Here is a 15113-nt window from a genome sequence, read left to right as displayed (position 1 = left end):
TGGGTCATTGAAGCCATAACTGATAAAAAAAATACCTGCAAAAGTCAGCATCTCAAGCAGCAGGCAGATAGCCTTATGAAGTACTACCAACATAATCGATACCGAATGAAATACCATGAATATCGGGCTGTATTGGGAGTGGGGCTATTGAATCGGCCATTAGCACAGTGGTGCAGCAAAGGTGCAAGCTCGTAGGACAACGTTGGACTAAAGGACTAAGCGCGGTACTCAATATGCGTACCGTTTTTAAAAGTCAGAAAAGAGATAGCTTACGCAATGTAATCGCCCTAAAAATGGGCCTCAAACACGCCGCTTAAGCGACAATTTGGTTTGCGCCCCTATAGTGGGGCTGATAATTATAAATTTAACATTGAAAATATAACACAGCAGCCAACACTGACGACCTTTCAAATACTCTCGACAGCTAAAATGCTACAAATCAACAGGATAAATAAAAGACTTAAAAAAATAGGCATACAGTTTTAGAGAAGTGTAGCTCAAAAAAAACGTCTAACTTATTGAAAATCAATTAGTTAGACGTTTAAATGTGGGCCCAGCAGGGCTCGAACCTGCGACCACCTGATTCACTTTCCTTCGATTTCCCGAAGTAGTAGGACTATCTCACCACCCTTTCCGAAGGCTTTCGGAATTAGGGTGAGGGGCGTTGTTAGAAGCTTATTGGTTGGTCTCCTCACTTCTTAGTCTCTGCACCTTCCAAGTTACTCTTAAACCTTTCACTTGGCTTGGCTCAGGATTACCATCGGCGCTATCCGTTAAGGCTTCCCTGAATTAACCCCTTTCACATCTTTTGCTTACGCAAAAGTGGCACCATTTAAAATTCTTTGAACATTTACAATGCTTAGTTCTGGATTATGCTCTTCTGCATGACAATTAGAACATAAAAGCAAACATTTACTAGCTTCCTTTACAATACTTTCCCACTTTTTATTCGAGAGAATACGAGCATCTAATTTAAAATGCTTTGTTGTCGAATCAATATGGTGAAAATGTAATGCAGCTAGATTAGCATTGTAACCGCACTTTGAACATTTACTTCCAAACATTTCAACTAATTTAACTTTGCGCGAAATTGAGCGAATTGTTTGAGAATAATACGTATTTGTTTGATGTTTAACTCTGTAATAATGGCTTTTTTGCTTACATGTATTGCTACAGTATTTTTGCTTTTGGCCAAATATTTCAGTTTGACAAACAACACAAATGCGGTTCATAAATTCAAAGAACTTTAATTGATGAGTCAGATGCTCTAACCGACTGAGCTATGGGCCCGAACTCTTTATTAAATACTCAATATACTTTCTACTTTTTTACTTCATTTTGATGAGTCATCCCGAAATTGCTTCGGGATAAACGACTGAGCTATGAGCCCGAACTCTTTATTAAATACTCAATATACTTTCTACTTTTTTTCTTTTTCACTTCAATTTCTCGTCTTCTAGCTTCTCCTAATGTTTTAAACTCTTCCCAATAAACTCTCTTCCATGGAGTTCCTTTGCTAGTAAAACTTGAAAGCCCTCTGTTATGTTCATCAAGTCTCCTGTCTAAATCTTCTGTACAACCAATATAATATTTATTTATTATCTCAGAATAAAGAATATAAACAAAATACATTTGTTATACATTTTGATGAGTCATCCCGAAATTGCTTCGGGATAAACGACTGAGCTATGAGCCCGAAAATACCGCTTTGGCATTTTGTGGGTGCAAAAGTATAAAATGCGAATGAAAACACAAAATGTTCGGCCAAAACTCATGAATAGATTTTCTGGCAATTTCTTTGATTATACTGAATATCAACAATTTATCTTTTGCCCACAAAATTCTTATTACCCATTCAAATACGCTAGCAAGGATTTTGACGTTATGATTGGCCTTGAGGGAAGCCCCCTACCCCGCCGATTTTTACGGAGCTGATGGCCTGATTCCCTCAAAATTTCTTTAGCTTAGTAGCCTCATCCACCTATGATTTAAGATTCATATGGCAAAAAAACTCCCCGTGGCGTATGCCCACCCTTACGCGTTTGACGCTCGCTACAAAAAATCCGTCGTTTATTTTTCAATGGAATTTGCCGTTGACCAAGCCCTCAAAACCTACTCGGGTGGTTTGGGATTTTTGGCAGGCTCGCACATGAAAAGCGCCCATGATTTACGCCAAAATTTGGTCGGAATCGGGATGCTTTGGAAACACGGCTACTATGACCAAGTCCGCAATACCGACAATAGCATGGTACCGCAGTTTCGCGAGAAAATGTACAACTTCTTGAAAGACACGGGTATTCGCTTTCAAATCACTATCGCCCAACAGCCCGTTTGGGTAGCGGCCTATTATCTTGATCCTAAGTATTTTGGAACGGTGCCGATGTTTTTCCTAACCACCGATACCGACGGCAACGACCCTTGGGCGCGGCGTATTTCGTATCATCTTTATGATGCCGACCCCGCTATCAAGGTCATGCAGTGCATGGTGTTGGGGCTAGGCGGAGCCAAATTTTTGGACGCTATCGACTACCAACCCGACATATATCACCTCAACGAAGCTCATGCGGTGTCGGCGGTTTTTCATTTATACAAAAAATTTGGTAAACTCGAATCCGTTAGAAAACGCTTGGTATTTACGACCCATACCCCCGAAGAAGCTGGAAATGAAAAGCATGACATTCAATTTTTGAATGATTTGAGCTTTTTTGGGGAAGTACCTCTTCCTACAGTTCATAAAATCACGGGTATCCAAGACTCAACTTTCAATCATTCATTGGTGGCATTGCGGCTTAGTCACCAAGCCAATGCGGTCTCCAAACTCCACGGAGAAGTATCCCGACACATGTGGAGTTGGGCAAGTGGTATATGTCCCATTACGCACGTTACCAATTCCCAACACAAGGCTTCGTGGACCGACCCTGAGCTAGAGCAAGCCCGCGTCAAAGGTGACCTTACGGCTATCGACAATCGCAAAAAAGCCCTCAAAAGTCAGTTGTTTTTGACCGTGGCCGACCAAGTGGGTAAAATATTTGACCCTAACGTCCTCACTATTGTGTGGGCAAGGCGTTTTGCAGCCTACAAGCGCCCCGACCTTCTCACCCGCGACCGCGAGCGTTTTGACCGCATCATGCGTAATCCCGAAATGCCGATTCAGTTTATTTGGGCGGGAAAACCTTATCCTAAAGACGAAGGAGCGATTTATACTTTCAATCAGCTTTTTTATCTGAGTCATTTGTATCCCAATATGGCGGTGCTTACAGGCTATGAGTTGGCATTGTCAAAACAGCTCAAACAAGGTTCGGATGTTTGGCTCAATACGCCTGTTGTAACCCGCGAAGCCTCAGGTACCAGCGGTATGACCGCCGCGATGAACGCTAGTCTCAATTTTTCTACCTACGACGGCTGGATATGCGAATTTGCCAAACACGGCGAAAACGCTTTTATTGTGCCCGTAGCTTCCGAAGACAATCGCGACGCCGAAGATATTTCTAACATGCTAGATGTACTCGAACACGACATCCTTCCGATGTACTATCAACGCCGCGAAGATTGGAACAAAGTTGTTTTGCAAAGTATGAACGACGTGGGAGACTTTTTCAACTCTGACCGCATGGCGGCGGAATATTATACTGAAGTCTATAAATAGGGTAAAAAACATTCATCTTTAGCAGTTAATCGTTGGGGGGAATCCTTAACGATTAGCTGCTTTTTATATTTACAAATACAAATCACAATTGATGTCGGTTCGGTCGATTTGAGCGCCCATTTTTTTGTAAAATTCGATGGCTTCGCTATTCCAGTGCGACACTTGCCAGCGTATTTTATGACACTTTTCAGCATTGGCTAGATCGATGAGTTTTTCCATGAGTCGAGTGCCTATTTGATGCCCTCGGTAGGTCTGCTCTACATACAAATCATCCAAATACAGTGCCTTGCCCGACCACGAATAATAGGCCCAGAAGAAAGAAGCAAATCCGATGACTTCGCCTTCATTTTCAACCACTAAACACTGAAAAAAATCTTTGTTTTCGAGCATTTGCGGGAGCGTAATGGTCAATTTGTCGGGTGTTTTTTGAAAAACCGAAAAATCTTTGATGAGCTTAAAAATCGCGGGAAAGTCTTCTGGGGTGGCTTTTCTTATCAAAAAATTCATCCGATGGTAGGGTTAGGTTAGTGCAAGAAATAATAACTGGACAAAAAACGGCAAAACAAAGAAGAGAAACAAAGATTGAAGCTCACTTTTAGGCGAATGTGCTCATTTGAAAATGAATATAATCAATTTTATTGGCATTTGGAACGACTTATAACAAAACATCCCTGACCTTTCTGATAAAAGTCAGGGATGTCACGCTATTTTTAAACACTAAGGAGTCTTAACGATTTTGCGAAAAGCGCGTTCGTTCCCCTGTTTGATTTCAATCACGTACGTACCCACTGGCAGCGATTTCACGTCTATTTGCTCAGATAGTTTAGTATCCACTTTCTGAATAGTCATTTCTTTGTGAAGCGTTCCTAAACTCGCATTGAAAAACTTCACTTCCAGCGGTTCAGTATTGTCATTTTCAAAAGCAATAGTAAGGTAATCGACCGAGGGATTGGGGTATACTTTTACCAACACATGCAAAGCCTGCCGCTCCGCCACCAAAGGAAGATGCTCACTCAATGTAGGCTCGATTCCTGAACGAGCAACGCTGTGAGTGAGAGCAGAATCTGACGACGAAACGATTTGGTCAGACGCAACCACAAAAATGGGCGTTTCGGTGGCAGTCACAATCAATTTTCCGTTTACGGTATTAACAGTTTGCTCACTCATCACATTGCTACCTGCCATTGGCGTGTAGATTTTGGCCCACGAAGCCGTTCCCAAATCAAGCGTATCAACGGCGGTACGCCCCACTTCATCAGGCACTACGAGTACATAGGCCGATTTACCATTCCATTCATACCTGTCTACGATAGGGTCGTTTTGGAGGGTTTGTTTGTAGGTATATTCTCCAAACAATTGATGAGTCTGGTACAGAAAATCTGCGGCAGGCTTGCGGGTCTGATTGGTGTTCAACAAGCCTGATGAACCAAATTGGGTAGGATTGTTGATGTCGAAATCATAGGTCTGATAAAAATATACTTTTTCAATGCCTTTGCGGGCATACAACAGTGCTGTTCTCAAAATCCAGTCGGCTTGGGTATCAAGCGCCGATTTGCTACCAATTGGAATGGCTTTGATAGGACTTCCTTGATTGACATCATAACCTGTTTCTGACACCCATACCGGCATATCATAAGAAGACTCATGTGATGTTTTTAAGAAATCATCAGCCACGCTCACAGCTGCCGAAATTTCGGGTGCTACTCCCCTTGAAGCCGTGCCGCTTTGGGAGGAGTTGGCATTGTCGGGATAAAGGTGATAATTAATCACGTCCCAGCACAAATCTACGCTTCCGTCGGGTTTATAACCACGGTATTGTTTACACCAATCTATCATTCCTTTGATATAATCAGCCCCGATGTAAGCCGACGCCAATCCCCCGATCACCACTTTCATGTTAGGGTCGGCATTTTTGACACCTACGCCGGCTCCCATGGTATTTTTATGTCCGTCGTAGAATGCCGACAAGTTGGCGGCATATTCACGAGCCGTTTGATAGCCTTTTCTCCCTTTCCACCACTTATCGCGCTCATTGTCACATTCCATGTATTTGATAAGATTCATCCCGATTTTGACCACATTGATACCATCCCCAAACCAACGTTGGTTAGGATTGACGCTCACAAGGGCAGGATTAACGTTTGGATTGCTTCCATAACGAGCGGCGTACTGAAAAGCCACTTTGGCTTGCTCAATGTATGAAAGCGGACTCGAAAAATCACTTCCGTACCTGACTGGGACATTTTCGTGGTCGCGCTCAGAAGAAGGATAAGTTTCGAGGAGCCAATTAGGCAATGTTTTAATACACGCCAATACCTCTATTCCTTCGACTTTACATCTTACATAAATGGTATCGTAGTTCCAGCTTCCGCTGTGGGTAGGATTGTAAGTATATCCACCTTCGCTCGATTCGAGTTTTTCCCAATCTATATAATGGCGTATACCCTTAAAACTTTTCATGGCCTGCATCTTGGTTTCGTTGATAAGCCATGAAGTTTGGGCATCTTCAAAATCCCATTCAAATGCATTGACCCCAATCATGTCTTTGAGTTTGACGGTTTTGGGAGGAATCGGCCCTGGGTTGGTAGTAGGAGGCGTATAACTACCATAAAACTCAATTTCATTGGGGTATCCCCACCAAGTATTGATGACCAAATAACGAGCATTTGAGATAGGTGCATCCAGATTGAATCTGGCCTCTCCCGTGGTGGAGCGGTCGGGGTAAGGTCCTACCCAACCGTTGTATTCTTGTCCAGTAAATGTAGCGATGGGGATTCGTTGCCAATCGCTCGTGATGATAGAAATCGTGAGCGGCTTGTCGGGCATGCTTCCTTCCCCGTCAAAAAACTTAATACGCTCAATCGTCATTTGTTCGCCTTCTAAAAGAGGGTAATAAGCATCAAAGTTTTCGAGTACCTTGCCCCAGCCCGTTTGAACCGTCGCCGAGGTATTGTTATCAAACAAGCCATCAAGTCCATTACTCACATTATTGAGCTGATACCAACGCTTAGGATTAATCGGAATTTTTACGGCATTAGGATTGGTGGGTGTTTGTATCACTAAATTCCTGACGACATTGTTGGCCGTTGTAAAGTTGCTATTGCCCGCTTGCGAAGCCGTTATATCCACGCTACCAGTGGCCAAAATAGTAGCTTTCCAGCTTCCAGTAGCATTAGAGACCGAGACCACAGAAGGATTGGAAGACGAAAAAGTAATGGGTGTTTGGGCATTGTTGCTAGTGGCTACCAAGTCAAACGGCTCCTCGCCCAAAGTTTTGGCGGGCAATGCCGCAAACGTAATGACCGACTGAACGGGTCCGCTACCTTGACTAGCCTCAAACCAGTTAAAATTCCAATCCCCACTGACGGCATAAATCCGCAATACTTGACTTCCTGCGGGCAAAGTAGCAGCAGTGGTAATGGTAGTCCAATTGTGCCAGCCGCCCGTTTGGGGTACGTCTAAAGAAGCTAAAGCCGTTCCCGCGCGATTTCTGATTTCAATTTTACCATTTCCAAAACTATTGGACACCCTAAACTGAAAAGTATAACTTCCTGTGGCAGGCACATTGAGGTTATAATCCATCCAATCGTTGGTATCAATCCACCCTACGTTTAGGTTACCGTCTACGTCGCCCGTAGTTTCGGTCTGCACACCATACATCGCATCGAAGTTTTCGGCTTCGATACGCCCTAGCATGGGTTTTGAGCCAGTTACCTCAAACCAATTGAAATTCCAATCCCCGTTTACAATGTGAAAGCGAATATTTTGCTCACCAGCGCTCAGCATCGCGGTGGTACTGATGGTAGTCCAGCCTTGCCAACCCCCTGTTTGAGGAATATTGAGAGAAGCCAAAACGCTCCCAGCGGCATCTCGAAGTTGTACAATGCCATTGCCGTAGCTATTGGCCACGCGAAGTTTGAAGGTATAAGCTCCCGTATAAGGGGCATTGACGCGGTATTCGAGCCAATCATTGCTTTCAAACCAGCCTACATTAAGCCCACCGCCCTCGTCGCTTGTGTTTTCAGTTTGTACCCCAAACATCGCATCATAGTCTTCTGCTTCCATTTTTCCGATGAGAGAAGGCACATTGCTTGGAGTTTCGGCGGTATTTACTTCAAACCAGTTAAAATTCCAATCACCATTGAGGGCATAAATTCGCAATACTTGACTGCCAGCCGCTAAAGTAGCGGTAGTAGTGAGAGTAGTCCAGCTTTGCCAACCACCCGTTTGGGGTACATCTATAGTAGCCAAAGCCGTACCCGCCGCATTTCGAATCTCTAGCTTACCGTTGCCATAGCTATTGGCAATCCTGAACTTGAAAGTATAACTACCTGCCGTGGCTACATTTACATTGTAGTCGAGCCAATCGCCCTCATCAATGCGACCCACGTTTAAGCCACCTCCTACGTCTGATGTACTCTCGGTTTGGATTTCGTACATATCATCGTAGCTTTCTGCTTCAAATTTCCCACTAAGGGGCCTTGAAGAAGCCACTTCAAACCAGTTAAAATTCCAATCGCCGTATTTGGCAAATACCCTCAGCGTCTGTTCTCCAGCCGATAATGGCACCGTGGTAGTGACCGTAGTCCAAGCTTGCCACCCTCCAGTGGTAGGTACTGCTATGGTACGCAATACATCCCCAGAGGCGGATTTGAGTTCAATCGTACCATTGCCATAACCTTTTGAAACCCTAAAACGAAAAGTATAAACCCCCGTAGCAGGTACATTGAGATTATAATCAAGCCAATCGCCGTCGCCTATCCATCCCACATTCAACCCTCCACCGTCATCACTTGTATTTTCGGTTTGAATACCCGACATTGCGCTATAACTTTCGGCTTCAATTTTGCTAGGTATATTTTGATAATTTTGTGAATAGGTTGTGGTTAAATAGAAGCACAAAAAGATAAAAAATAGTAGTTTTTTCATAGAGTTTTACATAAGATATGGATAATAGAATACATTCATGGCCTTAATATATTGGTTATTGTAAATGAAGATAATGACATACCGCTTTATTTGGCAAATAAACCTTTTAGGAATGCAATTGTACTGTGCAGGATATATAATATTGATATTTTTAGCTGTTATTTGATTTTTCTTAAAACATTATCTAATTATTATCTCTTCCTTTACAAATTGTACTTTTATCATTTAACCCTTTTTTTCATCTAAAAAACACAGAAAATGCTCTCCATCATATGGTATCTTTTTATTATGCCTATCAGCATCTATTTAGGACTCAACGTGGCTTACCTTTTGCTCTGCGCAATAGCAGGGCGTTGGGGCGGTGGAGATGATGTACCCTTGACCCAAAACCCGCAAAAATTGCGCCGAATTGCCGTTTTGATTCCTGCATATAAAGAAGATAAAGTAATCATCGACTCCGTAGAAGCCAACTTACAAGTAGACTATCCCCGTGAGTTGTTTGATTTGTACGTGATTGCAGATTCATTTTTGCCCACTACCCTCCAAACCCTCAAAGCATTACCAATTCATGTGATAGAAGTATTTTTTGAGCAATCGACCGTTCAAAAATCTATCACCTTCGCCCTAAATCAACTCCCTCATAATCAATACGATATAGTAGCAATATCGGATGCCGACAACCACATGAAGCCTGATTTTCTGAGACGCATCAATTTGGCTTTTGACCAAGGCTGGCAAGTGGTACAAGGGCATCGTATTGCCAAAAATACCAATACCAGCGTAGCGGTGTTTGACGCCATGAATGAGGAGGTCAACAATCATTTGTTTCGAAAAGGGCAGCGTGCCATTGGCATGTCGGCGTCGTTGATTGGCTCGGGAATGGCCTTCGAACCCAAAGCCATGATAAAAGGCATGAACAGTCTCCAAACCATCGGCGGCTACGATAAAGAACTAGAAATGAACCTATTGCTAGACGGATATAAAATTGCGTACTTAAAGGATGCCTATATCCTTGACGAAAAAGTACAAAATCTGGCGGTATTTGAGCGTCAGCGCTCCCGGTGGATTGCTGCCCAAATCCACTTTATCAAATTTTACTTCAAAACCGGAATTGTCGAATTGTTTAAAGGAAATGTACACGCGTTCAATGCTTTAGTTAAATCCCTCATTGTTCCCCGTACACTCTTGTTGGCTATTCTTGGGATAGGCTTTTTGGCAGGGTTGGTGTTCCTTTCGTTACCTACGCTTACCTTTTTCGGGATTTTACTTTCGGGGCTTGTGTTGAGTTTAGTACTATCAATCCCGGATTATCTTCTCACAAAAGTCTCGGCCAAAGACTTTGTGACGTTGTTTCAACTCATTTTTAGGATGGTACGTTCGCTGCTCAACCTCAACAAAGCTAGCAAGAGTTTTTTGCCTACTCCTCACGGCGAAGTAGACACTCATGCCAAATAACAATCTACAATCTTTGAGAATTCAGGCCCTTTAATGCCTCATTTTACCGCTAGGACTACGTTTTTTTAAGTTTTTGAAAAAATTATTTGGAAAAATAAAATTGACGCTTCACATTTGTATCAAGTTTAACCAGATGATTAAACCATCAGATTAATAATGCAAAACGAGGAACTCTCAACAGAAGAAAAAATCTTAAAAGCGGCGATGGAGGTGTTTTTGCGAGATGGGTACGACGGCTCCCGTATGCAAGATATTGCGGATGTTGCAGGTATCAACAAAGCTCTTTTACACTACTATTTTCGCTCTAAAGACAAATTATTTGAAAAGGTATTCGATTATAAAATACAACGTTTTTTTCCCCAAGTAGACGCCGCCTTCGATCAAGAAGGGCCGTTTATTGATAAAGTAACCTTCTTTATCGAAGCATACATCAATTTCCTGCGTAAAAACCCTTTTTTACCGCTATTTGTCTTAAACACAGTTAATAACAAAGACAAAGCAGATTTTATTAAAAAAATTCCTATTGGGATTGCCCACAAGATCATCCCACGCTATTATGCCGATTTGAAGGAGGGCAAAGTACGCACCCTCGACCCTGCTCAGTTTATTATGACTGTCATGGGAATGTGCATATTTCCTTTTTTAGCAAGACCTATTTTTGTGAGTATGCTTAAGATTGAAGATCATAATTTTGATATGGTAATGGAAGCACGTATCAACGAACTTAAGGCATATGTCAAACTCATCTTAACTCCCTGACACCAATCTCTTCTCGACTTTACTTTGGTTAAAGTCGAGAAGAGAAATAAAAGAACCTATTTTTTTACAACAAATTTAACCAAATGATTAAACCAAAAGGTTATGAAAAGTAGTATTATATGTTTAGGACTGTGGTTGGCGATGTCGACAGTAAGCTGGGCACAAACTACGCTTAGCCTAGAAGAATGCTACCGGCAAGCAGAACAACACAATCCTCAAGCTGGTCAAAGGCGGCTTATCCAAGAAGCGACCGATTTACAAATAAAATTGCTGAATCGTGGCTATATGCCTCAATCTCGCCTCAATGGTCAAGCTACTTGGCAGTCGGAGGTGACAAGCGTGCCTATCAAACTTCCTAATTTTGAGATTACTCCCCCTCCCAAAGACCAGTACAAACTCACCCTCGATGTGACCCAATCCATATGGGATGGAGGCTTGACCCAAAAACAAAAAACGATAGCCCTTGCCAATCAGCAAGTAGAACAGCAAAAAGTAACGGTGGATTTGTTCCAAATCCGCGAGCAAGTAAGCGGATTGTTTTTTGGTGCACTCTTTTCGCAACGACAGCTAAGGAATTTTGAGATTTTGCAAAAAGAGCTGCTTGCCAAACTCGAAAAAACCAAAGCTTCGGTACAAAATGGCATCGCGATTCGAGCCAATGTATTAGCACTAGAAGCACGGCTATTGGAAGTAGAGCAGCAACTTTTAGAAACCCAAAAACGGCAAGCAGCGGCATTGGAAGGACTATCGCTATTGACGGGTCAAACAGTGGATACTAAAACCACTTTTGCTACCGAATCACAAACCACCAATAGCCTTGACGTGACCCGGCCTGAATTGCAGCTTTTTGAAACCCAAAAGCAAGTTTTGACCCAAAACGAACGTCTCATCCGAGCCAAGAACCTTCCTAAATTATCGGCTTTTGCGACGGCAGGTTATGGTAGACCGGGACTAAATTTTTTGGCAACCAATTTCCAAACTTACTTCATCGGCGGTATTCAGTTACAAATTCCCCTTACGCACTGGTACACCAATACCCAAGGCATCGAAACCCAACAATTGCGCGTCAATCAGCAGCGTATCGACAAACAACGTGAAAGTTTTTTGCTAGGAACCCAAGTAAAAGTAGCCAATCAACGTCAGGAAATCAGCCGTTTGGAAGCGCTGGTCGCGAGCGATCAAAAATTAATTGAATTGCGCGGTACTATACGTAAAGCTTCAGAATCTCAACTTGATAATGGCATCATTACAGCTAGTGACTACCTGACCGAAGTTGATAATGAAGATATGGCACGGCAAAATCTGATTTTGCACGAGACACAACTCCTCCAAGCACAAAACAACCTCAAATTGCTACTGGGTCATTGATACTTAATAAAATCTTTTTCCTTTATTTTTTTTACCTCATAGTAAAACAAATTTCGACCAAGCATTGAATCCAACTACCTGACTAACAATAGCCAATTGGCATATTTTCAAAATTTACTCATTTACTTATACTCATTACATAAAGATTTTAAAGAAATGAAAAGTGGATATTTTTTCCTTTTACTACTCGCCTTAGCCGCTTGCCAAGGAAGCGAGCAAGACTTTGATGCCAGTGGTGTTTTTGAAGCCGATGAGGTAGTAATTTCGTCGGAGTCGATAGGACGGATTTTGCGTTTGGAAGTAGAAGAAGGTTCCGAATTGAAAGCCGGACAGGTTATAGGAAGTGTGGACTGCAAAAACCTGTCTTTGCAAAAAGCCCAAATCGAAGCCAGCATAGATGCTCTCTCCCAAAAAACGAATGACGCCAGTCCGCAAACTCAGATTTTGCGCGAACAACTCAATACCCAACAACGCCAAATCGCCACTCAACGCGAACAAATGAGAATACTCGATCGTGAGCACAAACGCCTTCAAAACCTCGTAAAAGCCGAAGCCGTACCTTCCAAACAACTGGACGATATTGAAGGACAAATAGAGGTATTGAAAAAACAAATCGAAACGACCGAAAGTCAAGTAGCGGTACTTCAACAGCAAATCAAATCACAACAACAACAGGTATCCATCCAAAACCGTGGCGTACTGAGCGAGAAAAAACCTTTGGAAGAACGCGTAGCACAGGTCGATGACCAACTTCAACGCTGCAATATCACCAACCCTCTCGATGGTACTGTGCTCGTCAAATATGCCACCGCCGACGAAATGACCGCTACGGGCAAGCCTCTTTATAAAATCGCCAACCTGTCTACGCTTATTTTGCGGGCATACATCACAGGCGACCAACTTAGCAGTATCAAGCTCAACCAACCCGTAAAAGTCTTTGTAGACAATGGGAAAGACAGCTACAAAGAAATCAGCGGTACTGTCACTTGGATAGCAAGTAAGGCGGAGTTTACTCCCAAAACCATTCAAACCAAAGACGAACGCTCTAACTTGGTTTACGCTACCAAAATCAAAGTCAAAAATGATGGATACCTCAAGATAGGAATGTACGGCGAAGTGAAGCTTTGAGAAAATAGGCTGCTTATCAGAGAATTGTTTTAGGTCACCCCTCATGTGATTCGACAACCTGAGAGAAATTCACAAACACCTGATAATCAAAACAGAACCTTAGATTTTCTCATTTCCAAATTATCTATTTTCAAATTCTTTCATTGAACATATGTCCACTGTCCGTGTAGAAAATATCAAAAAAACCTACGACAAAGGCACCGTGATTGCCCTTGAAGAGGTAAGTTTTGAGGTAAAATCTGGCGAGCTGTTTGGGCTTATAGGCCCAGACGGCGCCGGCAAAACCTCTCTTTTCAGGATACTTACCACTTTGCTCCTCCCCGACAGCGGCCACGCCGAAGTCGCAGGTTTGGATGTGGTAAAAGACCTATGGCAAATTCGCCGCATAGTGGGCTATATGCCTGGTAAGTTTTCGTTGTACCAAGATTTAAGCATTGAAGAAAATCTGAATTTTTTCGCAACGGTTTTTAACACTACCGTCCAGAAAAACTTCCATCTGATAGAAGAGATTTATGTTCAAATCGAGCCTTTTAAAAAACGCTTGGCGGGAAAACTTTCGGGCGGTATGAAACAAAAACTAGCCTTATGCTGTGCTCTTATCCATGAGCCTAAGGTATTGTTTTTGGACGAACCCACCACGGGTGTAGACCCAGTATCTCGCAAGGAGTTTTGGGATATGCTCGACCGCCTCAAAGCCCGTGGTATCACCATCATCGTATCTACTCCTTACATGGACGAAGCCAGCCGCTGCGACCGTATCGCCCTCCTTCAGAAAGGAAAAATCTTGGAATTAGATTCTTTAGAAAAAATCATTGCTCGCCACCCACAAAACCTCTACGCCGTGGATGCCGACAATGCCTACCAGCTCATGAAAGACCTGCGACTTACGCCCGAGATAGAAAGTACGTTTGCATTTGGAGAGGAGCAGCATGTCACACTCCAATCGCTTTTGGACGGGGAGCAGTTTCTGCATCAATACCTCAGCAACCTTGGACATACAGGTCTTAAAATCAGGAAGATTACGCCGAATATTGAGGATATTTTCATCAAACTTATGTTAGAAAATCAATAATACCTTATGGCAGATTCGGTCATATATACCAACCAACTCACGCGCAAATTCGGCGATTTTGTGGCGGTCAATGCCATTAGTTTTGAGGTAAAACGAGGCGAAATATTTGGTTTTTTGGGCGCAAATGGTGCCGGTAAAACTACCGCCATGCGCATTTTGTGCGGGTTGCTTACACCTACCTCCGGCGAAGCACGGGTCGCAGGTTTTGATGTTTATCGCCAAAACGAAGAAATCAAAAAGCACATTGGATACATGAGCCAAAAGTTTTCGCTCTACGAAAACCTCACCGTACGCGAAAATATCCAGTTTTTTGGAGGTATCTACGGCTTATCTCGACAAGAACTCAAAAACAAAACCGAAGTCCTCATTGAGCGGCTTGGACTGCACGACGAAGCCGACAAGCTAGTCGGTTCTTTGCCACTAGGCTGGAAACAAAAAATATCGTTTTCGGTGGCTATTCTTCATCGCCCCAAAATCGTGTTTTTGGACGAGCCTACGGGAGGGGTTGACCCTATCACCCGGCGTCAGTTTTGGGATATGATTTATGAAGCAGCTCATGATGGTATCACGGTTTTTGTAACTACCCATTACATGGACGAAGCCGAATATTGTGACCGTGTATCGATCATGGTCGATGGTGCCATTGCCGCCTTAGATACCCCGGCAGGGCTTAAACATCAATTTAAGGCCGCTAACATGGATGAGGTATTTTTACAATTGGCACGTGGGGCAAAACGCAGTGATGCTTAATCTACA

The 15113-nt window shown here is 42.9% G+C and carries 12 protein-coding genes; 8 read left to right on the top strand and 4 right to left on the bottom strand.

What is annotated here, in order from left to right:
- The coding region (locus tag G563_RS38640) for a hypothetical protein (protein WP_028665709.1) at positions 1-195 on the top strand (195 nt) is incomplete at its 5' end.
- A gap of 617 nt (positions 196-812) precedes the next feature.
- Here the strand turns inward: G563_RS38640 and G563_RS38040 are convergent.
- Both G563_RS38040 and G563_RS0113060 read right to left on the bottom strand, forming a co-directional pair.
- Complete coding sequence (locus G563_RS38040) at positions 813-1232, bottom strand: hypothetical protein (protein ID WP_157585296.1); 420 nt, start codon at positions 1230-1232, stop codon at positions 813-815.
- Positions 1233-1380: 148 nt separating this feature from the next.
- A complete protein-coding gene (locus tag G563_RS0113060; protein ID WP_028665708.1) occupies positions 1381-1632 on the bottom strand; it encodes a GIY-YIG nuclease family protein in 252 nt (83 codons plus the stop codon).
- A 367-nt stretch (positions 1633-1999) separates the two neighbouring features.
- On the opposite strand from G563_RS0113060, the gene glgP reads away from it, so the two are divergent.
- Entirely contained in the window at positions 2000-3646 is a 1647-nt protein-coding gene (glgP, locus tag G563_RS0113050) for an alpha-glucan family phosphorylase (RefSeq protein ID WP_028665707.1), read from the top strand.
- A 69-nt stretch (positions 3647-3715) separates the two neighbouring features.
- On the opposite strand, the gene G563_RS0113045 is transcribed toward glgP, so the two are convergent.
- Both G563_RS0113045 and G563_RS0113040 read right to left on the bottom strand, forming a co-directional pair.
- Positions 3716-4153 carry a GNAT family N-acetyltransferase gene (locus tag G563_RS0113045; protein ID WP_028665706.1) on the bottom strand — a complete coding sequence of 146 codons (438 nt, stop codon included), beginning with the start codon at positions 4151-4153 and terminating at the stop codon, positions 3716-3718.
- 210 nt (positions 4154-4363) lie between these two features.
- Positions 4364-8575: a carbohydrate-binding protein gene (locus G563_RS0113040; RefSeq protein WP_084650844.1), complete on the bottom strand. Its 4212-nt coding sequence runs from the start codon at positions 8573-8575 to the stop codon at positions 4364-4366.
- Positions 8576-8833: 258 nt separating this feature from the next.
- On the opposite strand from G563_RS0113040, the gene G563_RS0113035 reads away from it, so the two are divergent.
- From G563_RS0113035 to G563_RS0113010, 6 genes are all read left to right on the top strand, one after another.
- The gene (locus G563_RS0113035; RefSeq protein ID WP_028665704.1) at positions 8834-10030 is read left to right on the top strand and encodes a glycosyltransferase family 2 protein; all 1197 of its coding nucleotides are present in this window, start codon (positions 8834-8836) and stop codon (positions 10028-10030) included.
- A 156-nt stretch (positions 10031-10186) separates the two neighbouring features.
- Positions 10187-10789 carry a TetR/AcrR family transcriptional regulator gene (locus tag G563_RS0113030; RefSeq protein ID WP_037326756.1) on the top strand — a complete coding sequence of 201 codons (603 nt, stop codon included), beginning with the start codon at positions 10187-10189 and terminating at the stop codon, positions 10787-10789.
- 102 nt (positions 10790-10891) lie between these two features.
- Positions 10892-12157 carry a TolC family protein gene (locus G563_RS0113025; RefSeq protein ID WP_028665702.1) on the top strand — a complete coding sequence of 422 codons (1266 nt, stop codon included), beginning with the start codon at positions 10892-10894 and terminating at the stop codon, positions 12155-12157.
- 156 nt (positions 12158-12313) lie between these two features.
- A complete protein-coding gene (locus G563_RS0113020; protein ID WP_028665701.1) occupies positions 12314-13285 on the top strand; it encodes an HlyD family secretion protein in 972 nt (323 codons plus the stop codon).
- A 151-nt stretch (positions 13286-13436) separates the two neighbouring features.
- A complete protein-coding gene (locus G563_RS0113015; RefSeq protein WP_028665700.1) occupies positions 13437-14357 on the top strand; it encodes an ABC transporter ATP-binding protein in 921 nt (306 codons plus the stop codon).
- Positions 14358-14363: 6 nt separating this feature from the next.
- Positions 14364-15107, top strand: a complete 744-nt coding sequence (locus tag G563_RS0113010) for an ABC transporter ATP-binding protein (protein ID WP_028665699.1) — start codon at positions 14364-14366, stop codon at positions 15105-15107.
- The last annotated feature ends 6 nt before the right edge of the window (positions 15108-15113 follow it).

Origin of the sequence: Runella zeae DSM 19591, from assembly GCF_000423565.1 — a bacterium.
In the GTDB taxonomy this organism is placed as follows: domain Bacteria; phylum Bacteroidota; class Bacteroidia; order Cytophagales; family Spirosomataceae; genus Runella; species Runella zeae.
Note: the sequence above shows the minus strand (reverse complement) of the source record. Positions and strands in the feature narration are given on the sequence as shown.

Coding starts and splice junctions, on each gene's coding strand:
- G563_RS38040 (WP_157585296.1), bottom strand. CDS start 1,232: ATGAACCGCATTTGTGTTGTTTGTCAAACTGAAATATTTGGCCAAAAG.
- G563_RS0113060 (WP_028665708.1), bottom strand. CDS start 1,632: ATGTATTTTGTTTATATTCTTTATTCTGAGATAATAAATAAATATTAT.
- glgP (WP_028665707.1), top strand. CDS start 2,000: ATGGCAAAAAAACTCCCCGTGGCGTATGCCCACCCTTACGCGTTTGAC.
- G563_RS0113045 (WP_028665706.1), bottom strand. CDS start 4,153: ATGAATTTTTTGATAAGAAAAGCCACCCCAGAAGACTTTCCCGCGATT.
- G563_RS0113040 (WP_084650844.1), bottom strand. CDS start 8,575: ATGAAAAAACTACTATTTTTTATCTTTTTGTGCTTCTATTTAACCACA.
- G563_RS0113035 (WP_028665704.1), top strand. CDS start 8,834: ATGCTCTCCATCATATGGTATCTTTTTATTATGCCTATCAGCATCTAT.
- G563_RS0113030 (WP_037326756.1), top strand. CDS start 10,187: ATGCAAAACGAGGAACTCTCAACAGAAGAAAAAATCTTAAAAGCGGCG.
- G563_RS0113025 (WP_028665702.1), top strand. CDS start 10,892: ATGAAAAGTAGTATTATATGTTTAGGACTGTGGTTGGCGATGTCGACA.
- G563_RS0113020 (WP_028665701.1), top strand. CDS start 12,314: ATGAAAAGTGGATATTTTTTCCTTTTACTACTCGCCTTAGCCGCTTGC.
- G563_RS0113015 (WP_028665700.1), top strand. CDS start 13,437: ATGTCCACTGTCCGTGTAGAAAATATCAAAAAAACCTACGACAAAGGC.
- G563_RS0113010 (WP_028665699.1), top strand. CDS start 14,364: ATGGCAGATTCGGTCATATATACCAACCAACTCACGCGCAAATTCGGC.